19 protein-coding genes are annotated in these 24,303 nt (G+C 67.2%); 10 read left to right on the top strand and 9 right to left on the bottom strand.

What is annotated here, in order from left to right; genetic code table 11:
* Nucleotides 1–233: 233 nt before the first annotated feature.
* Nucleotides 234–2,882: a DNA polymerase I gene (polA, locus tag AAF604_06000; protein ID MEM7049190.1), complete on the bottom strand. Its 2,649-nt coding sequence runs from the start codon at nt 2,880–2,882 to the stop codon at nt 234–236.
* A 335-nt stretch (nt 2,883–3,217) separates the two neighbouring features.
* Here polA and AAF604_05995 point away from each other — a divergent pair, with 335 nt between their 5' ends.
* From AAF604_05995 to AAF604_05965, 7 genes are all read left to right on the top strand, one after another.
* Nucleotides 3,218–3,472: a GlsB/YeaQ/YmgE family stress response membrane protein gene (locus AAF604_05995; GenBank protein MEM7049189.1), complete on the top strand. Its 255-nt coding sequence runs from the start codon at nt 3,218–3,220 to the stop codon at nt 3,470–3,472.
* Between the two features lie 19 nt (nt 3,473–3,491).
* Nucleotides 3,492–3,731 (top strand): SelT/SelW/SelH family (seleno)protein, encoded by a 240-nt coding sequence (locus AAF604_05990; protein ID MEM7049188.1) that lies wholly within the window; start codon nt 3,492–3,494, stop codon nt 3,729–3,731.
* A 22-nt stretch (nt 3,732–3,753) separates the two neighbouring features.
* On the top strand, nt 3,754–6,315 hold the full coding sequence (locus AAF604_05985; protein ID MEM7049187.1) for a M1 family aminopeptidase: 2,562 nt from the start codon (nt 3,754–3,756) through the stop codon (nt 6,313–6,315).
* The gene (locus AAF604_05980; protein MEM7049186.1) at nt 6,312–7,799 is read left to right on the top strand and encodes an aminopeptidase P family protein; all 1,488 of its coding nucleotides are present in this window, start codon (nt 6,312–6,314) and stop codon (nt 7,797–7,799) included. The genes AAF604_05985 and AAF604_05980 overlap by 4 nt, the downstream gene beginning before the upstream one ends.
* Nucleotides 7,800–7,910: 111 nt before the next feature.
* Nucleotides 7,911–8,267 (top strand): VOC family protein, encoded by a 357-nt coding sequence (locus AAF604_05975; GenBank protein ID MEM7049185.1) that lies wholly within the window; start codon nt 7,911–7,913, stop codon nt 8,265–8,267.
* Between the two features lie 53 nt (nt 8,268–8,320).
* The gene (locus AAF604_05970; GenBank protein MEM7049184.1) at nt 8,321–9,010 is read left to right on the top strand and encodes a YafY family protein; all 690 of its coding nucleotides are present in this window, start codon (nt 8,321–8,323) and stop codon (nt 9,008–9,010) included.
* Between the two features lie 156 nt (nt 9,011–9,166).
* On the top strand, nt 9,167–10,693 hold the full coding sequence (locus AAF604_05965; GenBank protein ID MEM7049183.1) for a hypothetical protein: 1,527 nt from the start codon (nt 9,167–9,169) through the stop codon (nt 10,691–10,693).
* 44 nt (nt 10,694–10,737) lie between these two features.
* On the opposite strand, the gene AAF604_05960 is transcribed toward AAF604_05965, so the two are convergent.
* From AAF604_05960 to AAF604_05945, 4 genes are all read right to left on the bottom strand, one after another.
* On the bottom strand, nt 10,738–13,278 hold the full coding sequence (locus AAF604_05960; protein MEM7049182.1) for a carboxypeptidase-like regulatory domain-containing protein: 2,541 nt from the start codon (nt 13,276–13,278) through the stop codon (nt 10,738–10,740).
* A gap of 183 nt (nt 13,279–13,461) precedes the next feature.
* Nucleotides 13,462–14,523, bottom strand: coding sequence for a peptidoglycan DD-metalloendopeptidase family protein (locus tag AAF604_05955; protein ID MEM7049181.1), 1,062 nt, complete (start codon nt 14,521–14,523; stop codon nt 13,462–13,464).
* Between the two features lie 194 nt (nt 14,524–14,717).
* Entirely contained in the window at nt 14,718–17,165 is a 2,448-nt protein-coding gene (locus AAF604_05950) for a von Willebrand factor type A domain-containing protein (protein MEM7049180.1), read from the bottom strand.
* Nucleotides 17,162–17,704 (bottom strand): sigma-70 family RNA polymerase sigma factor, encoded by a 543-nt coding sequence (locus AAF604_05945; protein MEM7049179.1) that lies wholly within the window; start codon nt 17,702–17,704, stop codon nt 17,162–17,164. Before AAF604_05945 ends, AAF604_05950 begins: the two co-directional genes overlap by 4 nt.
* Nucleotides 17,705–17,858: 154 nt before the next feature.
* Between AAF604_05945 and AAF604_05940 the strand changes: the two genes are divergently transcribed.
* On the top strand, nt 17,859–18,512 hold the full coding sequence (locus AAF604_05940; GenBank protein ID MEM7049178.1) for a hypothetical protein: 654 nt from the start codon (nt 17,859–17,861) through the stop codon (nt 18,510–18,512).
* Here AAF604_05940 and AAF604_05935 read toward each other — a convergent pair.
* The 4 genes from AAF604_05935 to AAF604_05920 form a co-directional block, all read right to left on the bottom strand.
* Nucleotides 18,481–19,731 (bottom strand): class I SAM-dependent RNA methyltransferase, encoded by a 1,251-nt coding sequence (locus tag AAF604_05935; protein MEM7049177.1) that lies wholly within the window; start codon nt 19,729–19,731, stop codon nt 18,481–18,483. The two genes, AAF604_05940 and AAF604_05935, sit on opposite strands and share 32 nt — an antisense overlap.
* Before the next feature lie 16 nt (nt 19,732–19,747).
* Nucleotides 19,748–20,587 (bottom strand): MBL fold metallo-hydrolase, encoded by an 840-nt coding sequence (locus AAF604_05930; protein ID MEM7049176.1) that lies wholly within the window; start codon nt 20,585–20,587, stop codon nt 19,748–19,750.
* Between the two features lie 106 nt (nt 20,588–20,693).
* A complete protein-coding gene (locus AAF604_05925; GenBank protein ID MEM7049175.1) occupies nt 20,694–21,758 on the bottom strand; it encodes a hypothetical protein in 1,065 nt (354 codons plus the stop codon).
* A 143-nt stretch (nt 21,759–21,901) separates the two neighbouring features.
* Nucleotides 21,902–22,357 (bottom strand): hypothetical protein, encoded by a 456-nt coding sequence (locus AAF604_05920; GenBank protein ID MEM7049174.1) that lies wholly within the window; start codon nt 22,355–22,357, stop codon nt 21,902–21,904.
* Between the two features lie 70 nt (nt 22,358–22,427).
* Between AAF604_05920 and AAF604_05915 the strand changes: the two genes are divergently transcribed.
* Both AAF604_05915 and AAF604_05910 read left to right on the top strand, forming a co-directional pair.
* Nucleotides 22,428–23,336: a VWA domain-containing protein gene (locus AAF604_05915; protein MEM7049173.1), complete on the top strand. Its 909-nt coding sequence runs from the start codon at nt 22,428–22,430 to the stop codon at nt 23,334–23,336.
* Nucleotides 23,337–23,429: 93 nt separating this feature from the next.
* Nucleotides 23,430–24,059: an OmpA family protein gene (locus AAF604_05910; protein ID MEM7049172.1), complete on the top strand. Its 630-nt coding sequence runs from the start codon at nt 23,430–23,432 to the stop codon at nt 24,057–24,059.
* Nucleotides 24,060–24,303 lie beyond the last annotated feature (244 nt).

Raw genomic sequence — 24,303 nt, 5'->3', positions numbered from 1 at the left:
AGCTCCAACCTTAAGCCTTTCATAGCACAATCACTTTACCAACCGAGGCAGCGCTCTTCAAATCCAAGTCTTCACTCGACAGGGCCAGAATCGAAGCCGGGAGTTAGCGTAGAGTCAACCTAATCACTACAGGGCGACCGAAGCGTCCTGTGTACGCTTCGCCTCAATCCAGGAAGTGGTTCCGACCGAGAGGCGTTGCTGAGTTTTGGTTGAGGGTCAGAGGAGCTGCCCCCTCACCCCTTAGCCCCATACCAACTCCCCCCCACCCCGAGATCCACCACCAGCGGCACGGCCAGCTTGGCCACTCCGCTCATCTCTTCTTTCACCAGCGCCCCCACCGCTTCACTCTCGCCCTCCCCTGCTTCGAGCACTAGCTCGTCGTGGACGGTGAGGAGCAACCTCGCATCGGGTTGCTCTTTCTCCAGCCGATCGGCGACGCGGATCATGGCCATTTTCATGAGGTCTGCGGCGGTGCCTTGGATGCGGGCGTTAATTGCCATGCGCTTGGCGTTTTCGCGTAGGTTGCGGTTTTTGCTGGTGATGTCTGGGAGCCAGCGGACACGGCCGTAGAGGGTCTCGACGTTGCCTTGGGATTTGGCCGATTCGAGGGTGTCGTCCATGTACTGCTTCACGCCGGGGTAGCGGCTCATGTAGGCGTCGATGAACTCCCCGGCTTCTTTGGTGGAGATGTGGAGGTTCTTGGCGAGGCCGAAGGGGCTCATGCCGTAGAGGATGCCGAAGTTGATGACTTTGGCGGCTCGGCGCTGGTCGGCAGAGACCAGGCCGGGGTCGACGCCGAAGACGGTGGCGGCGGTGGATTGGTGGATGTCTTCACCGCCCAGGAAGGCGTCGATGAGGGCCTGCTCTTCGGCGATGTGGGCCAGGATGCGCAGCTCGATCTGGCTGTAGTCGGCGACCAGAAGCTGGCGGCCCGGCGGCGCGACGAAGGCCTTGCGGATGCGCTGCCCCATCTCGGTTCGAATGGGGATGTTCTGCAGATTGGGATTGGCCGAGGACAGACGTCCGGTGGCGGCCACCGCCTGGTTGAAGCGGGTGTGAAGACGGCGGTCTTCCCCCACCAGGGTGGGCAGGGCGTCGACGTAGGTCGACTTGAGCTTCGACAGCTCGCGGTACTTGAGGATGTGCTCGGGCAACGGGTAGCCACGGTTGGCGAGCTCTTCGAGGATGTCCGCCCCGGTGGCGTAGCTCTTGGTCTTGCGGGTACGGCGGATCACCGGGTAGCCGAGCTTCTCGAACATCAGCACGCCGAGCTGGCTGGGCGAGTTGATGTTGAAGGTCTCGCCGGCGATCTCGTAGATGGTGCTCTCGAGGGTCGAGAGCTCGCCCTCGATCTCCTGCGACATTTTGGCGAGGAAGTCCGTATCGAGCAGGACGCCGGTTTCTTCCATCGCCACCAGCACCGCCATCAGCGGCTCTTCGATCTCGTGGTAGATGCGAGCGAGATCGCCGCGATCGGCGGCGGCCTCGGCGTCCCCCAGCTCTTTTCGCATGGCCGACGCCAGGCGCGGCACCAGAGCGGCCCGTTCACCGGCCAGGGCGAGGAGGCGTTCATCCCCCGGCGGTGGCTGGTGGCCGCGGTCGAAGCCGCAGTCCTTGGCGGTCAGGGCGCGGTGGCCGCGGCGCTCGAGGGCGAGGTCTTCGAAGTGATGGGCGTGGGCCGCCGGCCGCAGCAGGTAGGAGGCCAGCATGGTGTCGAAGAGGTGAGCCTTGGCGGGCGTGCCAAGGGGTAGCAGGCGAAGGGCCTCCTTGAGATCGTGACCCAGCAGCTCGCAATCGGCGTCCTGCACCCAGCCCTCGAGGCTGACCAAGACGGCCTCTCGCAGGCCGTCGCGGCGGAAGTCGGCATAGACCGACTCTTCGCCGGTCCACAGCGACAACCCCAGCGGTTCTCCGAAGCCCACCAGGGCCAGCTCGACGGACGCGCCGACCGCCTCGGCAACGGCCTGCCACTCGGCGGCATCAGCCAGCTCGCGGGCCGGTTCCGGCGCCTCGCCGGCAGCTCCGCTGCCCAGCTCCTCGGCGAGGGAGAAGAACTCGAGCTCAGTGAAGAGGGTGCGCAGCGCCTCGTCGTCCGGTGGATCGCGGCGCAGGCTCTCCGGCTCGAAGGGGATCGGCAGATCGCGGTGAATAGTGACCAGCTCTTTAGAGAGACGCGCCTTGTCGGCGTGCTCCTGCAGGCCTTCGCGGTAGCTCTTGCGCTTGAGGTCCGGCGCCACCTCGATGAGCTTCTCGACGCTGCCGTGCTCCTTGACCAGCCCGACAGCGCCCTTGGCGCCAATGCCCGGCACGCCGGGCACGTTGTCGCTGGCGTCGCCCATCAGGGCCAGCACGTCGATCACCTGCTCGGGGGGAACGCCGAAGTCCTCGCTGACGAGGGCGGGATCGTAGGTCTTGTCGCGCCCGGTGTGGAACATCGAAACGTTCTCACCGATGAGCTGGAAGAGATCCTTGTCGGCGCTCACCAGGACGACGTCGAAACCCTCTCCGGAGGCGCGGTCGGCGAGGCTACCGAGAACGTCGTCGGCTTCGTAGCCCTCAGCTTCCAGAATGGGGATCTGGTAGGCCTCGAGCACTCGCCGAATGTTGGGAAGCTGGGCCTTGAGATCCTCCGGCATGGGTGCCCGGTTGGCCTTGTACTCGGCGTATTTCTCGGTGCGCACCGTCTTCTTGCCAACATCGAGGGCGACGCCGATGTACTCCGGATCGTGATCCGCCAGCAGCTTGCGCAGCATGTTGACGAAGCCGAAGACCGCATTGGTTGGCTCGCCCTTCGAGCTCGACAGATTGCGGATGGCGTAGAAGGCGCGGAAGATGTTCGAGTAGCCGTCGACGAGGAACAGGCGGGGGCGCGATTCGGGCATGATGGCGGCATTCTATCGGCAGGAAACGGCCTCAGGGAGGGGGGACTCCGGGCCACCGGTCGCCGGTCGGCGAAGGTCCCGAAGGTGCCTCGATTCGGGGGCATCCCGGCTCAAATCGGGACCGAGGGGGAGGTTCGGCGGTGGCTTTTCCGTCCCCCACCCCGGGGCTGTAGGGAACGGGGCTCTAGCGAACGGGGCTGTAGGGAACGGGGCTTTAGCGAACGGGGCTGCTGGGACGACCTCCGACGAGATCCGGTCCCCCACCGGACCTCCGACCCGCACCGAGGTAAGCTAGCCCCGCCCACCCCGAAGCACGACTTTCGAAGGAGGATGGAATGGGAATCGTCTATTGGATTGTTCTGGGACTTGTCGCCGGTGCGTTGGCGAAGTTCATCATGCCCGGCAAGGATCCCGGCGGATGCGTCATGACGACCATCCTCGGGGTTGTGGGAGCGCTGCTCGGAGGGTTTCTCGGGAACTTTCTCGGTTTCGGTGGCCTCTCCGGCTTCAGCCTGCAGAGCCTCTTGATGGCGGTGGGCGGATCGGTGCTCCTGCTGTTGCTGTTCCGCATCATCCGTGGCAAGAAGTGATACCACCCAGGAGATTCCCGTGAGTCAGAAAGTCCGCATCGAATACTGCGTTGTTTGAAACTACAAGCCCCGAGCCGCCGGTCTGGCGGACGCGATCAAAGAGCAGTTCGGCCTCGAAACGGAGCTCGTGAAGGGTTCCGGCGGGGTCTTCGAGGTGACCCTCGGAAACGAGCTGCTGTTCTCGAAGAAGGCCCTCGGCCGTTTCCCCGATTCGGGCGAAGCGGAGGCCGCTCTGGCCGCCCGACTGAATGCTGCCTGAGCCTTCGAGGCTTACGCAACTCATGAGGCGGTGGGCCCTTGGGCTCGCCGCCTCGCTGTTTCTTGGCGCTTTTCTGAGCCTCGGCGCCCTCGCCGAGGACGGCTCCGACCGTCGCCCCTTCGCCCCTGAAGGCACGCCTGCCGACTACATGCCGGCGCGAGCCTTCGACCTCCTCCATGTCAAGGCCGAGGTCACCCTCGACTGGGACCAGCGTTCGGTCGCCGGCACCGCCACCAACGTCTTGACGCCGCTGCCGGCGGGCCTCGACGAGATAACCCTGCACGCCGCCGGGCTCTTGGTCTCGGAAGTTCGCCTGGTGAGCGAGCGGCGTACCCTCGCCTTCCGCCTCGACGAGGCGGCCCAGACCCTCACCGCCGATCTCGGCCGCCGCTTCGAGCCCGGGGAACGGTTGGAGGTCGCCATCACCTACCGCGCCGAGCCGCTGGCGGGCCTCTACTTCGTGGGACCGGACGACGCCTTTCCGGACAAGCCGAAGCAGATCTGGTCGCAGGGCGAGTCGACCTTCAACCGCTACTGGATTCCGACCTGGGACCATCCCAACGACAAGGCCACCAGCGAGCTGGTAGTCACCGTCCCGGCCCCGCTGACGGCGGTGAGCAACGGGCGCCTGGTCGCGGAGCGCAGCGACCGGGACGGCTGGCGCACCTTCCACTGGACGATGGAGCAACCCCACGCCACCTACCTGATCTCGGTGCTCGCCGGAGAGCTGGTGCGGCTGGAAGACTCCTGGCAGGACATCCCCCTCGCCTACTGGGTGCCGCCGGGGCGTGAGGTCGAGGGCCGCCGGTCGTTTTCGGAGACGCCGCGCATGATGACCTTCTTCTCGGACATCACCGGCCACCGCTATCCCTACGTCAAGTACGACCAGACCTGCGCCGTCGACTTTCTGTGGGGCGGCATGGAGAACATCACCGCCACCACCCAGAGCCTCGCCACGCTGCACGACGAGCGCGCTGCCCTCGATTACTCGAGCCGCGGCCTGGTGGCCCACGAGCTCGCCCACCAGTGGTTCGGCAACTGGGTCACCACCCGCCACTGGCGCGACGCCTGGCTGAACGAGGGCTTCGCCACCTACTTCGAGACCCTCTACCGCCTCGAGGCGGAGGGCGAGGAGGGCTTCGCCTGGCGCCTCGACGAGCTCGCCCAGCGCTACTTCGAGGAGGACGACGAGGAGTACCGCCGGCCGATCGTCACCCGCCGCTATCCGTTCCCGATGGCGATGTTCGATGCCCACCTCTACCAGAAGGGCGCCCGGGTGCTGCACATGGTGCGGGATCTCACCGGCGAGGCCGGCTGGCGCGCCGCCATCGCCGAGTACCTCGAGCGCCACCAGGACGGCTCGGTGACGACGGCGGACTTCCAGGCAGCGGTCGAGGAAACCACCGGTGTCTCTCTTGGCGCCCTGTTCGAGACCTACGTCTACGGCGCTGGCCACCCCGAGATCTCGCTGAGTTGGGAGTACGTTCCGGCCCGCGGGGAGGCCGACGAGCCCGGGGAGGTGCTCGTCGACGTCGCCCAGCAGGGGTCCCGACTGCGGTACCCGGTCGAGCTGATGGCGATCTTCGAAGATGGCCGACAGGAGAGCGTCCGCCGGCAGCTCCTCGACCGCGAGCAGCAGCTCCTGCGTTTCCCGGCCGGCGAGCGACCGGCGACGGTGGTCTTCGACCCGCACGGCACCCTGCTCGCCGAGATCAATCCCCTCCAGACTCTGGAGGAGTGGATCCTGCAGCTCGACCAGGCACCGTTCGCGGCACAGTTGCGGGCCGCCCGGGCGCTCAGCGAGCGGCGCGGCGCCGCCGTGGAGGCCCTCGAACGCTTGATCGACAGTCGGCGGTCCTTCCGCCTGCGCAAGGTGGCCGCGGACAGCCTCGGCACCATCGGCACCCGCGCTGCCTACCAGGCCCTCGACGAAGCGCTGCGCGCCCCGGAGAGCGCCGTCCGCGCCGCCGCCTTCGACGCCCTCGGCGATCTGACGGTGCGCGATGAGCTGGCCGACGAGATCCTGCCCCAACTCGAAGGCGCTCTGCGCAGCGACCCGAGCTACCGGGTGCGCGCCGCCGCCGCCCGCAGCCTGGGCAAGCTCCGCGCCGAGCGCAAGGCGGCGATCGCCCTGTTGCGCTCCGCCCTCACCCAGGAGAGCTACCGCGAGGTCATTCGCCGCGCCGCCCTCGCCGGCCTCGCCCGGCAGCAGGACCGCGATTCCTGGGAGGTCATCCTGACGCTGGCTCGCTACGGCGCCCCGCCGGCCAGCCGCAAAGCCGCCTTGGCAGCCTTGGCCGAGCTGGCGGAAGGCAGAGAGAAGCGACAGCAGGAGGTTTTCGCCCTGCTCCGCGACGTCCTCGGGGATCGCCGCGACTTGCGAGCCCGGATCAGCGCCGCCGAAACTCTGCCCAAACTCGGCAAGCCGGAAGCCCTGCCGCTGCTCGACGGGATCACCGCCTCGGCCCTCGATCCCCAACTGCGCCGGGCCGCGATAGCCTCGGCCTGGAAGCTGCGCCAGCAAACCAAGGGCGCCGACGACGACACCCGCTCAACGACCTCCCGAAAGAAGCGACGCCCATGAACCGACCGACCTCCCGTCTCGCCCTCCTTTTGACCGTCGTGGTCATCCTGCCTGCCAGCCTGGGAGCGGCGTCGATTCCCGCCGAGGAGTATGCCGAGCGCCGCGCTCGCCTGGCCGAAGTGATCGGTCCTCACGGCATCGCCGTGCTGCTGCCGGAGCACGCCAAGCACCGCAACGGCGATGTCGACTGGCCCTTCCGCCAGGATGACTCGCTGCTCTATCTCACCGGCATCGACCAGCACGACACCGCCCTCGCCCTGGTGCCGAGCGAGAAGCAGCACTCGGAGGTGCTGTTCCTCCTCGACCGCGACCCGCTGACGGAGGTCTGGAACGGTCGTCTGCTGTCGCGGGAAGAGGCGACGGCGGTCAGCGGCATCGCCGAGGTGGCCTCGGCGGACCGCCTGGAGCGCTTCCTCGACGCCGCCTTCGACGGCCTGCCCTGGGGTGAAACCAAAACCTACCGCTACTACCGTCCGGTCGGCCTGCCCAGGATTCACTCGGCGGCGCGAGCTGGCCTCGCGACCCTCTGGCTCGACCTCGAGTTCCGCACCACTCCTCAGGGTGAGGAGACGCCCGAGCAGCACCTCGCCGCGGAGCTACGGCAGCGCTATCCGGAAATCCAAATCCGCGACCTCTCGCCCCATCTGCAGGCCCTGCGCGAGCTCAAGAGTCCCGCCGAGCGCCAGCTCCTGCAGCGCGCCGTCGACATCACCGTCGAAGCCCTCGAAGCCAGCATGCGCCGAGCCAAGACGGCGACCCACGAGTACCAGGTGGAGGCCACCGTCGAGCACGGTTTCCGCGACCGCGGCGCCTGCTGCTGGGGCTATCCTTCGATTGTCGCCGGTGGCTTCAACGCCACCACCCTGCACTACAACAGCAACAACGATCCCCTCGACCGCGATGGCCTGCTACTGATGGACGTCGGGGCCGAGGTCGAGGGCTACACCGCCGACATCACCCGCACCTTCCCGGTGGACGGCACCTTTTCGGCACCCCAGCGGGAGATCTATCAGGCGGTACTCGCCGCCTTCGACGAGTGTCTGGCGACGATCCGGCCGGGCATCCTCTATCTCGACGTCCACGAGAAAGCCATCGAGGTGCTCGGCCGCGAGCTGCTCGCCCTCGGCCTGGTCACCGAGGCCAGCCGCGAGCAGACCGAGATGTATTACCTCCACGGTGTCGGTCACCCCATCGGCCTGCAGGTGCACGACGCCTTCGACCGCTCCCGCAAGCTCGAGGTCGGCATGGTGTGGACCCTCGAGCCGGGTGTCTACGTACGTCGTGCCGACGTCGAGGCCAGCGCCACCTTCCAGAGCCTCGGCGAGTCCGACCAGGCCAAGATCCGCCGCGCCCTCGAGCGCTACCACGGCATCGGCGTGCGCATCGAGGACGACCTCTGGATCGGGCCCGAAGGCGCCGAGGTGATGTCCAAGGCGCTGCCACGGACGGTGGAAGCGATCGAGGCCTTTATGGCGGGGGAATAGGCGGGCGCGACGTCAAACCTCCTGACACAACCCTGTCAGGAGGCCTTTGGGAGAGTCTTCCCAGCGGCGGCAGGGAGCCGTCGCGCGACTCTCACCAAAGGAGAATCTGCGATGAGCCACTCCGTCCAGTACACCGAGCTCCACACCCCGAACCCGCAGGAAGCCACCGCCTTCTACGGCGCCCTGTTCGACTGGCAGTCGAAAACCATCGAAACGCCGGCCGGCCCCTACATGGAGGTCACCAATGGCGACGGCCCGGTGGGCGGCATTTTCAACCGTCCCGACGGTGGCGACCCCCACTGGCTGATCTACATCACCACCGCCGACGTCGACGCCTCGGTGACGCGAGCTAAGGAGCTCGGCGGCTCGGTGCTGCAGGAAAAGCAGGAAGTCCCCGACATGGGCTACTACGCCATCCTCGAAGATCCCCACGGCGCGATCTTCGCCCTCTGGCAGGCCAAAGGCTGAGGATTCTTCGGAGCGATCGAGCAGCGATCCGGTCGCCTCGATAGCATCGAGCCATGCGTCGCGCCGATCGCCTCTTCCAAATCATCCAGACGCTGCGGCGACGGCGGCGGCGCCTGGCCACCGCCGCCGAGCTCGCCGAGCGTCTGGAGGTCTCGGAACGCACTATCTATCGCGATATTCGGGAGCTGGTGGATTCCGGCGTGCCGATTCGCGGCGAGGCCGGCGTCGGCTACCTGCTCGATCGCTCCTACGACCTGCCGCCACTGATGTTCGACGAGGACGAGATCGAGGCGCTGGTGCTCGGCGCCCGCATGGTGCGCACCTGGGGAGATCCGGCCCTCGCCTTCGCCGCCGAGAGCGCCCTGGCCAAGATCGACAGCGGCCTGCCCGGGGAGCTGCGCGAGCGTCTCGAGGCGGCCCCTCTCTTTGCCGTCAACTTGAGCCTCGACGACCCCACCGGCGACATCCTCGGCCGGCTGCGCACGGCGATCCGGGAGAGCCGCCGCGCCGTGCTGGCCTACGAAGACGCCCAGCGACGAGCCAGCCAGCGCACCGTTCGGCCGCTGGCTCTCTTCCACTGGGGCCGGACCTGGACCCTCGGCGCCTGGTGCGAGCTGCGGCAAGACTTCCGCAGCTTCCGCCTCGATCGCATCGCCGAGCTGTCGCCGGGCTCGATCTTCACCGCCGAGCCCGGCAAGACCCTGGACGACCTCTTCCGCCACTACCGCGAAGAGAGCGGCTGACGCCGCAAAACCTTTCTTTCCTCGGCGACCCTCTTCAACATTGCCGTTTTTTTGGCAATGCCATCGGTCCGGTGCGCATATCGCGATAACCGAGATGCGTAGCGTTCTCATGCAACTTATGATGAGCACCTCATAAACAACAGAAAGTAGGATGCCATGGACCAAGGCAAATTGTTGCGATGGGGAGCCCTGCTCGTCATTCTCCTGTCACTGCTGGTGACCCCAGGTACCGAGGCCCAGGAAGAGCCTCTCGGCTTCGGGGACAAGACCTGCTTCTGCTGGGTGGGTCTCGAAGGAGACGACGAAAAGCTGCTGCCGCTCAAAACGGACCTCGTGTTCCCAGGGCCGTTCAACGAAAGCGAAAAGAAGCGCAAGTGCTCCAAGCGATGCTCCGAGCTCTGCCGCGACGCCTTTGGCGACACGCAGAACCTCTGCGAGCAATTTGGACGACCGATGAGCCCGGACGAGGTCGACCGCTTGGGGTGCTTCAGCGTCGTCGGTGCCGACGACAACGACAACAACAAGTGGGACTACGACGGTCGCCCGTGCGCCGGCTTCGAAGGCTGTACGGTCGAATGCGACTGTCCGCCGGGCACCTGGTACGACCCCAACCGCGGTAGCTGCGTGCGCGGCGCCTGTCCGGTACCGGGGATGCCGAACGGCGACAAGGGCGGTGGTTTCTTCGCCTGGCAGGGCCAGCTCTACCAGGACGTGGCCGGAGCCCGAAACTGTCGCACCACTCCCCTGTGCACCGGCGGCTGCGACGAGGAGCCGGAAGAGGAAGAAGAGGTCGTTCCGTTGACTGCCACGGCGACTTCCGACTCGCAGCTGGGCTGCGATCGGATGGGTGCCTTCAACGGCGAGGTCACCGTCAAGGCCCAAGGCGGCACCGCCCCTTACGAGCTCAGCGGACCGCGCAGCGAGCAGGCGACCGAGACCGGACCCGGGACCTGGACGATCATCGGTATCGAGATCGGCACCCACACGTATGTCGTCACCGACGCCACCGGCGCCAAGAGGTCGGTTGAGGTGACCGTCGAGGATCCGCGTCCGCGGCTCGAGGTCGTGGATATCCAGCCGCCTTCGTGCTGCTACTGCAACGATGGCTCGGCCACCGCCACGGCTCAGGGCAACGGTCCCTTCACCTATCGTTGGCAACCGACCGACATACAACTATACGAGGCGCAGGCGACAACTTTGCCCAGCGGGGAACACCAGATCACCGTGTTCGACGATCTCGGCTGCCAGACGGTGAAGACCGTCACCATTCCCGTACCCGAAGGCTGCCCTACCGAGTCTGATGACCCCGGCACCGCACCGGGCGAAGGAGAGCCCTCGCAATCCGACGACTCCCCCCTCTGGAGACTCGGCCGCCTCGAGACCGGCCGCACCTATCCGACGAGCGTGACGGCTCGCAACGCCAACTGCCGCGGTCGCCGCGACTTCACCGTGAGAGCGGTCGATACGCCATGGCTACGCATCGTGGGTTCCGACCGTTTGCAGGGCATCAAGCGGGGCCGCGAGAAGAGCACCGAGGCCGAGATCGATCTGCGGGACGTTCTCCCGGGGGAGTACCGCGGACTGCTGCTCGTCGAGTGCGTCGACTGCCCCGCCAACTGCCGCCAGGACCGGCAGGAGATCGAGGTGACCGTCGAAGCCGTCGCCGGAGAGGGGTATTTCTAGCCTTTCCCAGGGGCTCGCGGCGTCCGCCTCGAGCCCCTCGAGCTCTACTGCCCGCAGTCGAAGAAGGCCCCGGTATCGAAGCGCGGCGGATAGGCCGTGCCCTGGGGGTTGAAGTACTCCTTCATCTCGCCGGTGGCGGTATCGGTGACTCGAATCGTCGTCTCGACGTTGGTCAAGCCGGTAGAGAACACCCAGAAGGCGTTGAAGGGCTCGACCTGGCAGCCATCGAGCACCTTGACCAGCAGCTCGACGTTGTTTTCGTCGAAGAACCAGAAGTAGCCCGATTCGGAGGTCAGCTCTCCGGCCCCGGCGATGCCGGCGGTGCCGTTGGGGATCTCCCAATCGGCCTCGACCGCGAAGCGCCCACCCTGCAGGCAGAGGCGATTGGCGCCCGGCGTGCAGTTGCCGGCTCCCTGGGCGAAGCTCTGAATCGCTCCCTGGGCAGTGCTGGTCCGCGGCACCCAACGCCAGCCCGGCGGCGGCTCGGCGTCGCAGGAGCGGAAGGCCTCGGTGTCCTGAGTCGGCACGAAAGACACCTCGAGGGCATTGCGCCGCAGCCAGCTACGGCCGGTCCAGGAGTCGACGACCTCGAGGGCGACGTCGGCGTTGGTCAGGCCAGCGGCGAACACCCAGTAGGCTGGCGAATCCTCCGCACAGCCGTCGAGAACCTTGAGGATCAGCTCGACGTTTTGATCGTCGACGAACCAGAAAGTGCCGGTGTCTCCGGTGAGCTCCTCGGCCCGCGCCAGACCGCGCCGCGGCGTGGCGTCGAAGGTCCAGCTCGCCCGCACCCGGAATCGCCCGCCCTGCAGGCAGTGGGTGAAGTCGTCCTCGATGCAGTCGAAGGGCTGCCCCGGAGTGACGACGAAGTCGATGTCGTCGACGGCCCCGGCGTTGGCGATGACCACCGGATCGCCGGCGGCGATGTCGCACACGAAGCCGTTGCAGGGCTGCCCTTCCCAGAGCTGGCCCTCGTAGGGGTCGAGCTCGAAAGGCGTGAAGATCACCCGGTACTCGCCATCGGGCACGCCGCGCACGCGGAAGCCGCCTCCCTGGCGCGGGCCGGCGTCGACCAGGAAGAGACCGTCTGGCGCGAACAGGCTGACCTGTCCCCCCACCAGCTCGCCGGTGGCGCCATCGCGCACCGTGCCGAGAATCTGCCCACCGACCTCGAGGCGAAACTCACCCTCCGAGCGCAGGCCGGGAGAGACCACGATGCCAGCTCCGGCGAAGGGGTCGCAGGTCGCCTGGAAGCAGGGCTGATCGGGGTAGGCTTCGGCGATGTAGTCGTCGAGGGGCCGGGCCGGATTGAAGCGCATGTAGTAGCGCCCCGGCACCAGGTTGTCGAACAGCACCCGGCCGGCGGAGTCGGTCCCCAAACCGATGAGCCGATCTCGGCCGGGCGACCAGAGCTCGATCACCTGGTTCTCGAAGGGAACCTCGGTGTCGCCACGCAAAGCGGTGATCAGGATCTCGCCACGACGATCGAGGGCGAAATCGATATCCGCCGTTTCCTGACCGAGAGCCACGGGGACCGCATCGCCGAGGGGTGGCACGCCGGAGAACCCCGGGTAGTAGTCGCCGCCGAAGGCTTCCGAGACCAGGCCGCCCCCGCTTGCCCGCAGGAAGTAGTCGCCGCTCTCCAGGCCGTCGATGCGATAACGACCATCGTCATCGGCAAACACTCGGTGGAAGGTGTTGCCGGCCCCGTCCGACAGGAAGACCAGCGCCCCGGCGACCGGAAGGCCATCCGACTGTCCGGTCACTCGACCGCTGATCACACCGCCGACGACGAGGGCGAAGTCGATGCCGGTGGTGGCATCGAAGCCCTCGACGACAACCTCGTCGGCGTCCTCCAGGGCAGGGCACAGCACCTGACCGCCAATGGTCTCGCCGCGAAAGCACGGTTTGTCGTCGTAGATCTCGTCGACATAGCCGGCGCTGTTCTCGGTGGAGACACGGTAGCCGGTCTCGGTCAAGCCGTAAAGGACGTAGCGACCCTCCGCATCGGTCTCCGCTCGCGGACCGAATACCGGGTTCGCCAACACTTCCACCCCCGCCAAAGGTGCGCCCGTCGACTCATCCGTGACTCGTCCCTCGATCGCCGGTGCGAGCGCCAGCTCGAAGGCCACCGCGACGGTGCCGCCCGCGACGATGATGATCGCCGTCGCCGCGGCGAAGTCGCAGTCGAGACCCGAGAGCAATAAGCGACAGGGCTCCGAGGGATAGGCCACCGTTCGGCGAGCGAAAGCACTGGCGGTGACGAAATACTCCCCGGGCTCGACGTCGTCGAGGGCGTAGCCGCCGTCGAGGGGCCGCGCGATCGCCACCGCGACACCTTCCTGCCAAAGCCGGACCACCCCTCCGACGATGGGCTCCCCCTCCTCGGCCGTCGTGATGGTGGCGCGGAAGGAACCGCCGGCCACGATGCCCCGGTCGAGCTGCGGCCGAGCATCCCCGCTCAGACCACGATCGCCAAAGGCGGCTTCCGCTGGGGTGTCGCCAACGGCAGGCAAACCCCAACCCGTACACAGCAGCACCAGAACGAGGGCCCCGCGGCCCATCCAACGTCCAGAGTCGTGCATGTCGAATATCTCCTCGACCGGTCTGGAAGACCGGTCGGCAAGGTCATCTATGGAGCAAAGCAAGCTGCATTTCTGCTCACATCTTAGTCGCCGGAGGGCGGTTCCGGGTTTATGGAAGGCTGAACAGAGGAAGGGATTCCCCCCGCGGGATCGGCGCCCGCGGGGGAAGGCACTGCGAGGGTTCTACGGCGTCAAGCCGCGGTCGAGCCGCTGCTCGCGAATGGCGTTCGGCGACAGGTCGACGCGCCCCTGACCCGGCACATCGATCCAGATGCGCAGGTCGACGTGGGCACCGTAGTTGCCACCGGTACCACCCATCACGCCGATGTTTTCGCCCTTCTCGACCCGCGATCCCACCTGCAGATCGGAGTTGTAGCTCTCGGCGTGAGCATAGGCGGTCTGGACCCGATAGTCCTGACCGTTGTAGCGGTAGGTGATGTCGGTTTCGACGTGGATTCGGTTGCCATAACTACCTTCCCAACCGACCTGAGTCACCCGACCGCCCCACCAGGGCCGAACCAGGCCGTCGGAGGTGGTGTAGTCGATGCCCAGATTGCGGTTGGCGCCGGGCAGGTTGGTGATCGTCTGAGGAGAATCCCCGAAGATCGCCTTGCTCGGACCCTTGTAGCTATGGTCGTGGTGCGGTTCCTGGAAGCCGCCGGTGGCGGTCATGTGATGCGGAACCCCGGGATAGGAGTAGACCGGATAGTTGGGCGAGGCCACCGCCCCTTCCGGGAACAGGCGCGTGCCGCCGCCGTTGAATCCGCCGTCGGAGGCGTCGAGCTTGCTCAGGGTGGTCTGCCCCACATCGCCCGTCGCCTGCAGCCGGTAAGCGGTCTGGAAGGCACGCACGGCGGAGGCCGTCTCGGCGGTATAGGCGTCACCGGACGGCGCGTTGAACCCGATCGCCCCGAGCCGGTTGTGGAGCTCCTGCACCGAGGCCCCCTGGGAACCAACGGTCAAGATGCCGCGACCAGCGCGGATATTGTCCGTGGAGGGGGCGTTGTAGCGCGCGCTCTGGGCGACGAGCAGATCGTTGCCCGGCGAGCCATTGGTCGAGAACGGCGATCCAACCTGCTGGAAGAGCGACGAATTCGGGTCCCCGACGAGGGTCCCGTCCGTGACGTTGCCACCGAGGGCGTTGGTCGTTCCGGCGTCCGTCTGAATTCCAAGGTCGCCATCGAAGCCGACGGCACCGGGATCGGCGCCCTGGCCGATCCTCTGGGTTATGGCTTCTGTAGACATCAATACCTCACTTTCACGATTCCCACCGGAAAAGGAGGCAAAGCGGTCACCGCCCTCCCCGGCAGGAGGTTTCGGAGCCTGCGTTCATTCTACTTAAAATATTCTGTTTCATCAATATATTGCCCGCCGCGACGAACACAGCTCGGCTCTCCCCGATCGAGGAGAGCCGAGCAAGAAGCCACCGCCGGGCGGCCCTACCGGGACAGCTCCGCCGCCCGCGCCGCGAGCCGGGCGAGCTCGATGGCCTCGGGGTTCTCAGGGCGCTCGGCGACCAGGGCGCGGGCCCGGCGGGCGACGTCTTCGAGGTCGCCCTCGCGAGCCCAGAAGGAGCCGCGCAGGATCTCCGCCAGCTCGGCCGCCAAGGCGGCTTGACGGAAGGCCGGAGAGGCCTCGTTCCAGCTCGTCTCCAGCTCACCGGCGGTGACCGTCACCGTTTGCTCGCGCCAGCGCTGATCGCGCGGGGCGCGATAGCGTAAGGTCAGGGTCGCCGCCGTCTGGCTCGAGCGCACCCCGGACTTCAGGCGCACCTCGTAGAGGGCGGTGACCCGATGGCCGGAGCCGATCTCGCCGCCATCGGAGGCGGTGTTGCGGAAGTCCTCGTCCGCCAGATCGCGGTTCTCGTAGCCGATCAGCCGGTAGCGGTCGATCACCTCGGGGTGAATCCGCACCTGCACCCGGGCGTCTTCGGCCACCGTCACCAGGGTGCCGTCGAGACCCTCGGCGAGAAGCTCGCGAGCCTCGGCGAAGGAGTCGATGTAGCCGTAGGTGCCATCCCCCTGATTGGCCAGGCGCTCGAGCAGGACGTCGTTGTAGTTGCCCATGCCGAAGCCGAGGGCGGTGAGCTCGATACCCGCTTCGCGCCCCTGGGAGATGGTCTCGAGCAGAGAGTCGGCATCGGTGGCGCCGACGTTGGCGACGCCATCGCTGCACAGCACGACGCGATTGACCGCTCCGGGACGAAGGTGCTCGAGGGCGAGCTCGTAGGCCAGCGCCAGCCCCGCCTGGGCGTGGGTCGATCCGCCCGCCTGCAAACCGGCGAGGGCGCTGCGCACGGCGAGCAGGTCGGAGGTCGATTCGACCAGGACTCGGGCGCGCTCGCCGAAGGTCACCAGCGTGACCCGATCACCGGCCCGCAAGCGGTCGAGCAGCAGGCCCAAGGAGCGGCGCACCAGATCGAGACGCCCGCCGCGCGACATCGAACCGGAGACATCGACCACCAGGGTGAGCGCCACGGCGGGGCGCTCGACGTCGCGGGCGGCCATCCGAAAGCGCAGCAAACGGTAAGCATCGGACTCTGTGAAAGGCGCCCGGGCACCCTCCGCGGTCCAGCGGAAGTCTTGCTCCACCGGCGCCTCATCGCCACGGTCGAGGGCGTTGACGATCTCTTCCACCCGCAGCGCCGCCGCCGGCGGCAAATCGCCGCCGTCGAGGTAGCGCCGCAGCAGGGTGAAGGAAGCTCGGTCGACATCGAGGGCGAAGGTCGAGAGCGCATCCTCGGCGCTGTCGAGGAAGGGGTTGACGCCACTGTGCTCGAAGAACATGTCGCCTGCCGGCTGGCCGTTGGGCTCGGCAGTACCACCGGTCGATGGCGGTGCCTCGCGATCATCCCGACGGATTGGAGAACCACCCCGAAACACCACTCCCTCCGAGGGCCGAGGCGGCTGTTCGATGACGATCTCCTCGAAAAGCGCTGCCTGCATCTCATTCTCGGGCAAGCCAGGCGGCTCCTCCAGCGCCTCGAGCTCCTTCTCGAGGGCCGCCTGCTGCTCCGCGAGGCTGGCGATCATCTGGTCCTGACCCATGACGCTGGTGTTCTCCCGCGACCGCTGATCGCTCTTCTGCTTGCGGGAACGTAGCGCTTCGTTGCGCTGCCGCAGCGGGGCGCGGGTCGACGGCCGGGACGGTGGCGACGGGGGGGGCGGCGGCGGCGGTGCGACTCGCCGCGATTCTTCGGCCGCAGGCGGCACCGCCTGGCCGTCCAAGAGAGCCGACTTCTTGGCTGCAGCCGGCGGCTCGGCCGGCGCAGGAGCCGGGCCCTGCGGCGCTCGCAGCGCCGCTTCGGGCGCCGCCGCCAAGGAACCGACGGCGAGCGGAGCTTCCTCCGCATCGCTGGGTTGCGGCGTCGGATCGCCCGGGGAAATGACGCGTCGACGCTTCGATTCTTCGCGGAAACGGTCGGCCTCCGGCGGATCTGCGCTCGGAGCCGCCACCGGTATCTGAACCGCTCGCTCTCGTCGCCCTGCCTCGAGCTCCTCGGACAAACCAACCGGGGAATCCTCGGCGGCCGATTCCGTCGCCACGTTGTCGGCAGCCTGACCTTCGGCGGCCGATGCGCCAGCCCGGCCTTCGACCATCGGCTCGCGCCAGGCCGACTCCGACTGCGCCGTCGACAGAGGCGGCGCCTGCTGCGAAACCCAATAGCCCACGCCACCACCGAGAATGGTCGTGGTGAGCACGGCGGCGAGCTGCCAGCGACGAGGCCGTCGACCGAAAGACTCCTCGAGCTGGGGCCGCGGAATCTCCGCCGGGATGTCGGCGCGCAGGCGCTCGAGGAGCTCGGACGGTGGCTCGGCGACCGACGGCGGTGATTCCAGCCGCCGCTTCAGCTCTTGCGAATCGTGGTGACGAGGATCCGCCGTCATGACGCCTCCTTGGCGAGCGCCCCGGCGAGCAGGGCGAAAGCCTTTTTCAGTCGTTTCCGAATGGCGACCGGGGTCACCTCTTCCTGGCGCGCGATCTCCTTGACCGGCAGCTCGCCCCAATAGTGCGCCGTCACCGTGAAACGCAGCGATTCCGGCAGCTCGAGAACGGCTCGGCGCAGCGCGTGGTCCTGGCTCGCCCGGCCCACCAGCTCGTCTGGCAAGGGCTGGGTCGAAACCGCTTCCAGCTCGTCGACCCCAACCAATCGGAAGGGCCTTCTCCGGTGGTTCAAGAAAGTGCGGTAGGCGATGCTGTAGAGCCAGGTGGAGAGCTTCGACCGGCCGTCGAAGCCGTCGAGGGCGGCCCATGCCTTGCGGTAGGTTTCCTGGGTGAGGTCGGCAGCGCGCTCGACGTCGCCGCCACAGAGACGGCTGAGGTAGCCGAAGATGCGGCGGTAAGTGCACTCCACCAACCGATCCGCCGCAGATCGGTCGCCGCTGGCCAGCTGTCGGGCCAGGCGTCCTTCGTCGACCTCGCGCATCGGCGCTGCCCTCCGGGGACTCGATTCGATGGCCTGGATTTCTTGCATGCTACCGGCTTGAGACACGGCAGCCGGCGGAAAAGAAACCGCTCGAGGGAAAAAACTTCGCGGCCTCCGATTTCGGCCTCCCTTCCGGGTTAGCATCGCCACGACGATGACCCAAACCGCTCAAGAACCCGATACCCAGCTCTGGGTTCGCCCCTTCGAGGCGGCCGACGTGCTGCCGGTGATTCGCCTCTACGGCCGCCTCAACCGGCGCCACGAGCCACTGCCGAGGAGCCTGCTGCTGGTCGGCCTCGAGGAGTTTTCCGAGGGCCAGATGGTGGCGATGGAGACTTCCCTGGCCGCCGATGGCGGGGAGCGTCTGGTGGGAGCCGCCTGCGCTCGGAGGGTGGGCTGGAACCAGGATCCGCCGCCGGACTGGAAGGGCTGCCTGGCGACGGCCGAAGAGGAAGCCAAGGCTCCCGACACGCTGTTCTCGATCCTCCGCCTGGAGGAGCCGGCGGGTCCGCGCGAGGCGGTGCGCGACCTCCTCCTCGAAGCGCAGCAGCGCCAGACCACCGAGATGGGATTGGCCCAGATGGTGACCGCCGCGCCCCTCAATGGCTATGCCCTGTTCGCCGCCGAGGAGGATCCCAACACCTACCTCGAGCGCGTGCTGGCCGGCCATCGCCACGACCCCGCTCTCGCCTTCTACCTCGAGCGCGATTTCGTTCCCGCCGGCATCGTCGCCGGCTACCCCGGAGGCGGCGGTGACGAAAAGTTCGGCCTGCTGCTCAGTTGGGCTTCCCCGACGCAGGTGAATTGACCGGGTCCAGGGCGTCGTCGGCCAGCACGAGCTGCGCCACCACCTCCATGTGGCCGGTCTGGGGAAAGAGGTCGACCAAGACCAGAGATTCGATGCGATAGGCCACCGCCAGCGCCTTGAGGTCGCGGGCGAAGGTCGCCGGATGGCAGGAGACGTAGGTCAGCCGCCGCGGTCGAGAGTGGAGCAGCACTTGACGCACCCGCGCCGCCAGACCTTGGCGAGGGGGGTCGACGACGACGCGGTCCGGCCGGTCCGCCAGATGGCCGATCCAGGTCTCGAGGGCCTGGGCATGGACCCGGGCGTCGGCGACACCGTTGGCGCGCAGGTTGCGACGCGCATAGCGCACCGCGACCCGATCGCCCTCGACGGCGGTGACGCGACGATAGCGCTGGCCGAGGGGAACCGCGAACAGGCCGACGCCGGCGTAGAGATCGAAGGCTTCTTGCCCTCGCCACGGACCGACCACGCGATCGATCAGCGCTCCGACCAGGCCACGATGCCCCTGGAAGAAGCAGCGCGCATCGAACTCGTACCCGAACCGCCGGCCGAGAGCGCGGACGGTCACCCGCAGAGCCCCCTGCGGTAGCCCCTCGACCGGCGGCGCCGTCGACACCCGGCCGCCATCGCCACAGACGAGGTCGACGCGCTTCGGTGCTCCGACCTCGAGGTGGGCCGGCAGCTTCGCCAACCAACCCTCGAGCGGCGGCGCCAACACCGGACACTGCTCGACCGGCACCAAGACCTGGCTACCGCGGGCGTAATAGCCGACCTCGGGCCGCTCGTCCCCGGTGATGCGGGTGTGGAGCTGGGTGCGCGAACGATAGCCCCAGGCATCGCCGGCGAGGATCTCCGGCACCGGCAAATCGAGACCGGAGAGGTGGCGCAGGGTTTCGGCCACCGCCAGGGACTTGTGACGCACCTGGGCGCGATCCTCGAGATGCTGCAAATCGCAGCCGCCACACTCGGCGAAATGGGAGCAGGGCGGGTGGCGCCGATCCGGACCGGGCTCGATCACTTCGACGATCTCGGCGCGCCCGAAACCGGAGCGCCGCTGCACCAGGCGAGCGCGCAGGCGATCGCCCGGCGCCGCCCGCGGGATGAACAGCGGGATGCCCTCGAAGCGCGCCAGGCCCTCGCCGCCGGCGATCAGCTTTTCCACCGTCACCTCGACCTCGTCGAGCTCGGCTAAGCGCGCCGTCAGGTTCTTGCGATCCTTCACCGCTGCTCCCTTCCGTTCATTCTTGATCCGGAATCCAATGAACCCGAATCGGCCGTTCGCCGAAGCTCTGCCGCACCCGGTGGGCGAGATCGGCCAGACGATGCCGGCGACTGAGGTGATGGAGGATCAGATCCTCGTTCTCGAGCCGATCGGCCCACGCCTCGAGATCCTCGAAGGCGAGGTGCTTGTAGCGCGCCGCTTCGGCCCGCCGGTCGCTCCCCAAATAGGTGCACTCGATGGCGAGGGCTCGAGTCCTCAGCAAACGCGGCTCGGACTCGAACACCGCCACGCTGGTATCGCCGCAATAGGAGAAACGATCGAGCTCGAACGCCTCCTCGATCTCGATCCCCTGACGGCGCAGCTCCGCCAGCTCCGCCGGGGCGCGACCGCGCAGCTCTTCGGCCAGGCGGTGGCGCTTCTCCACCAGGTGGTACCCGAGGCTCGGCAAGACGTGGTCGGTGGCAAAGGCCTCGACCCGGTACCGCCGGGTCAGGGTAACCCCATCACCCGCCTCGAGTCCCCGCAACTCGTAGCGGAAGGCGTGACCATCGAGCCGTTCCGCCGCCGCCACGAAGCGCCGTAGGTCCTCGACCGCCGCCGCCGGACAGTAGACCCGCGTCGTCTCAGCGCCGTCTCGGGCGTGACGCGACAACAGGAAAGGCAGGCCGAGCACGTGATCGAGGTGCACATGGCTGAGAAAGACGTCGCGCACCCCGGAAAGCTCGACGGCTCCCCGGCCGACATCGAAGGCCACGCCGGGAGGCTGAACCCGCAGCCAGGTCGCTTCCCCGGCGCGCGACCAGCCTTCGACGCACAGTCCCTCGAGCTCGAGACGATGCGGGATGTCTCTCGGCATGAAGTCGCGGTCCAGGGTAGAGGTTGGGCCGCAGCGGCTCGCCGGACCGGCTCGCCACGCTGGGCGGTGCCGATCCCCAAGGGAAACCGGCGCCACCCTGCAGGGATCAGATCTCGCGATAGAGCCAGCGACGAATCGGATCGAGGCGCTTCTGCAGCGACTCGCGATCGGGGTCGATCATCCACAGTGCCGCGGCGATCGACGACAGCAGCGAGTTGCCGTCCTGGGGCGTGAAGCAGAAGCCGACGATCTCCTGGTCGCGGCGCACCGCCAGGGTCGGCTCCACCACCACCGTCTGGGAGAGGATGCGGCCGTAGTAGCCGTGGTCGCGGCCGAAGCTGAAGATCAGATTGGCGTGCATCTTGTCGGTGATCGCCACCCGGTGATTGGAGCGCAGGCGCTCCATGACCTCTTCCTTCGAGGTCGCCTTGTCGAGCTGGAGATCGAACCAGATCGAGTGCATGTACTGGGTGTTGAGCTTGACCGCGCTCGAGAACAGATTGAGGTCGAACCCTTGAGTCCTGAATAGGTGATTGGCGTCCTTGGCGTGGTGGGTGCCGAAGTCCGGGTCGCTGTGCTTGCCCACCGTCGGCGCCGGCACGAAGCTCGACACCTGGGTGATGTCATTGGCCCGCCGCATGCAGACGAAGGTGCCGCGCTCCAGGTGGTTGGTGCCGTCGGCGTCCATCGCCAGGGTCTTGATCAGGGTGGTGATGTTGTGGGTGTTGCAGGACACCACCATCACGAAGCGGTCCTCGCCGGGCACCAACACATCGTCGTTGACGCCGCGCGCATAGGGCTTTCCGAAGCCGAACTCGCTGCCCTGGGCAAGGAAGCCCTTGGGCCCCTGGAGGTCCTTGTAGAAGGCCTCCTTGTTCTTATTGCCGGCCGGAGTGCAGTCGATCACCACGGTGGCGCGCTCGAGGGCCTGGTCGGCATCGAAGCTGACCTCGTGGCCGAGAGCTTCGAAATCCTTCTTGACCTCCGGATCGACGGCGAGCTTGGCGCCGCGGGCCATCAGGTGCCCGATCTTGGCGCGATCGGACTCCAGCGGCGTCCGCTTGTGGAAGGTGACCTCGTCGATCTCGAAGTAGTGCGCGAAATCGGTAAAGAGGCCGATCAGCGGTTCTCCGATCGTGCCCGTCCCGACGATATGGACAACCTTTTTCATCCCATCTTCCCCTTATTTGGATTGGTTCCGAAGGCCCTGGAACAAGAGCCTGGGCAAGGCTAGCACAGGGAATGCCGCGAAAGCCGGGGGGCCGAGCGGTCGTCGCCGCCGCTGCCGCCGCGCCCTCCTTCGACCGTCTCGCGCTACGACTTGCCGCCCAGGACGACCAGCGCATCGCCCGAGGGCTCTTCGGGCTCCTTGGCGCCGGCATGGCGAGCACCGCCGCGCCAGGCCGGGTCCCGGCGGGCGAACTGATCGAGAGGCTCCGGAACGGTCAGCTCTCGGCGCCGCTGGCAGGAGGCTCCCTCGCACTCGTAGGTGTAGACGTTGGCTTCGTCTTCGCGCCGGAAGGCGGCGAGGGTCGGGTAGGTCTCGCAGACCATACAAACCAGCGACAGATTGCGCAGGTGGATGCGATCGCCGGGCAAGCCGCGGGCCAGCGCATCGAGGGCCTCCGGCACTTCGATCTGAAGCCCGCCAGCGCAGCCACAGTCGAAACCGTAGACGTTCCAGTCGTCACGCCGGTCGCGGTCGTCGGTGATCTGCGCCGGCCGGCCACAGTCGAGACATTGCAGGTTGAGCTGAGCGATGTCGAACAAGAATCCTCTCCTCGACGCAGCCTACCAAGGGATTTCGTCCTCGGCCAGGCATGCGATAGCTTCCCCTGTCATGATGCTGCGACGCGCCGCGATCCTCACCCTGACGACCCTCCTCGCCGCCACTTCCCTGGCAGCCCAGGAGGGTGAGTTCTCGTCCGAGATCTCGGTCAATCTGGTGCTGGTGCCGGTGGTGGTGCGGGACAGCCGGGGAGGGTTCGTCAGCGGCCTCGAAGCCGACGATTTCCGCCTCACCGTCGACGGCAAACCGGTCGAGATCGAGACCTTCGACGCCGGTGCCGACGCTCCGATGAGCCTGGTCTTCCTGCAGGACCTGTCGGGCAGCATGGGCAACGGCGGCAAGCTCGAGGCCAGTCAGCGCACCCTCACCTACTTCCTCGCCCGCGCCCAGGAAGGCGACGAGCTAGCCCTCGCCAGCTTCGCCAGCGGCCGTTTGGGGATCGACATTCCGTTCACCCACGACCTCTCCGTCTTCCGCGAGGCGATGGCCCTGTGGAAGCCCTACGGCACCACGGCGCTGCACGATGCGGTCGCCTGGATCCCGGAGATCAGCGATGACGGCCGCCACCCCAAACGCGCCGTGGTCCTGGTCACAGACGGCGTCGACAACGCCAGCACCCTGACGCCGGCGCTGGCCCGCAACATGGTTCAGAAGGCCCGCCTGCCGGTCTACATTCTCGGGCTCGGCGAGGGCTCGCCGACCGCCGAGGGGACCTTCGCTCCGCTTCTCCAGCGGCTCGCCCGGGCCACCGGTGGGCGCTTCTTCTCGGCCACCTCGCCGAGCGACATCTCGCGCGCCTCGGTGACCGTCATCGGCGAGCTGCGCAGCCAGTTCGTGCTCGGCTTCCATGCCACCAGCAGTGGGCCGCGGGCCTACCGGCCGATCCGCGTCGAGGCCAAGAAGCGAAGCTACCGGGTGACCCACCGCCAGGGCTACCGGGGAGGACCTCCGGCACCTTGACGTACACTCCGCGTTGGACAGACTGATAGAATTGTTGGACTTTCTCTAGTGGCGGCCCTCCGGCCGTCTCCCCAGAGCAAGGAGGATTTGATTATGCGAAAGCTGATGACGATTACGCTGCTCCTGGCCGTTGCGGCCACCGGCTGTGCCACCAAAAAGTACGTTCGCGACCAGGTTTCCGAGGGCACCGACCCGCTGGCGACGCGCATCGACGGCGTCGAAGGACAGGTCGAAGCCAACCAGACCGAGATCGGTGAGCTCGAGAGCGGGCAGGAAGCCATGCAGGGCGAGCTGACGGGCGTGTCGAAGACCGCCCAGGAGGCCCTCACCCGGGCCAATGACGCTGGCAAGCTGGCCGAGGGCAAGTTCCTTTTCGAGACCGTGCTGGCGGACGACAAGGTGCGCTTCGGCTTCGAGAGCTCGAAGCTCTCCGACGAAGCCAAAGCGGCCATCGACGAGTTTGCCGCCCAGCTCAAGAGCCAGAACAAGAATGTCTTCATCGAGATCCAGGGTCATACCGACTCGACCGGTAACGAGGCCTACAACGAGAAGCTCGGCCTCGAGCGCGCCAACGCCGTGCGCCAGCACCTCAGCAAGGCCCACGGCATCGCCCTCCACCGGATGAACGTCATTTCCTACGGCGAGGCGGAGCCGGTGGCCGACAACGGCGACCGCGACGGTCGCGCCCAGAACCGCCGCGTCACCCTGGTGGTTCTGCAGTAGCCTCCGTCCCAGCGACGGATCTCAGAACGGGCGCCTCCGGGCGCCCGTTTTTCATGCCTTCAAGGGCCCTCGGAGCTCTCCTCGGGATCGCTGTGACGGTGCGCGGTAAACAGAGGAAGATCTATGCCCCGACAGCCAATCCTCGGAACAAAGAGGATTCCTCTGGCGCTGAAAGATTGGGCCCAGATCCCGCGATTCGCTGCGTCAAGCCCTGGCGCAGATCGAAGCGGAGACGCCCGAGCCG

The sequence above is a fragment of the Acidobacteriota bacterium genome, from assembly GCA_039028635.1.
Taxonomy (GTDB): domain Bacteria; phylum Acidobacteriota; class Thermoanaerobaculia; order Multivoradales; family JBCCEF01; genus JBCCEF01.
This window is presented reverse-complemented; position numbering and strand designations above follow the sequence as displayed.

Bases quoted from the DNA above. Each gene is read 5' to 3' on its own strand.
- polA (MEM7049190.1), bottom strand. From the start codon at position 2,882: ATGCCCGAATCGCGCCCCCGCCTGTTCCTCGTCGACGGCTACTCGAAC.
- AAF604_05995 (MEM7049189.1), top strand. From the start codon at position 3,218: ATGGGAATCGTCTATTGGATTGTTCTGGGACTTGTCGCCGGTGCGTTG.
- AAF604_05985 (MEM7049187.1), top strand. From the start codon at position 3,754: ATGAGGCGGTGGGCCCTTGGGCTCGCCGCCTCGCTGTTTCTTGGCGCT.
- AAF604_05980 (MEM7049186.1), top strand. From the start codon at position 6,312: ATGAACCGACCGACCTCCCGTCTCGCCCTCCTTTTGACCGTCGTGGTC.
- AAF604_05975 (MEM7049185.1), top strand. From the start codon at position 7,911: ATGAGCCACTCCGTCCAGTACACCGAGCTCCACACCCCGAACCCGCAG.
- AAF604_05970 (MEM7049184.1), top strand. From the start codon at position 8,321: ATGCGTCGCGCCGATCGCCTCTTCCAAATCATCCAGACGCTGCGGCGA.
- AAF604_05965 (MEM7049183.1), top strand. From the start codon at position 9,167: ATGGACCAAGGCAAATTGTTGCGATGGGGAGCCCTGCTCGTCATTCTC.
- AAF604_05960 (MEM7049182.1), bottom strand. From the start codon at position 13,278: ATGCACGACTCTGGACGTTGGATGGGCCGCGGGGCCCTCGTTCTGGTG.
- AAF604_05955 (MEM7049181.1), bottom strand. From the start codon at position 14,523: ATGTCTACAGAAGCCATAACCCAGAGGATCGGCCAGGGCGCCGATCCC.
- AAF604_05950 (MEM7049180.1), bottom strand. From the start codon at position 17,165: ATGACGGCGGATCCTCGTCACCACGATTCGCAAGAGCTGAAGCGGCGG.
- AAF604_05945 (MEM7049179.1), bottom strand. From the start codon at position 17,704: ATGCGCGAGGTCGACGAAGGACGCCTGGCCCGACAGCTGGCCAGCGGC.
- AAF604_05940 (MEM7049178.1), top strand. From the start codon at position 17,859: ATGACCCAAACCGCTCAAGAACCCGATACCCAGCTCTGGGTTCGCCCC.
- AAF604_05930 (MEM7049176.1), bottom strand. From the start codon at position 20,587: ATGCCGAGAGACATCCCGCATCGTCTCGAGCTCGAGGGACTGTGCGTC.
- AAF604_05925 (MEM7049175.1), bottom strand. From the start codon at position 21,758: ATGAAAAAGGTTGTCCATATCGTCGGGACGGGCACGATCGGAGAACCG.
- AAF604_05915 (MEM7049173.1), top strand. From the start codon at position 22,428: ATGATGCTGCGACGCGCCGCGATCCTCACCCTGACGACCCTCCTCGCC.
- AAF604_05910 (MEM7049172.1), top strand. From the start codon at position 23,430: ATGCGAAAGCTGATGACGATTACGCTGCTCCTGGCCGTTGCGGCCACC.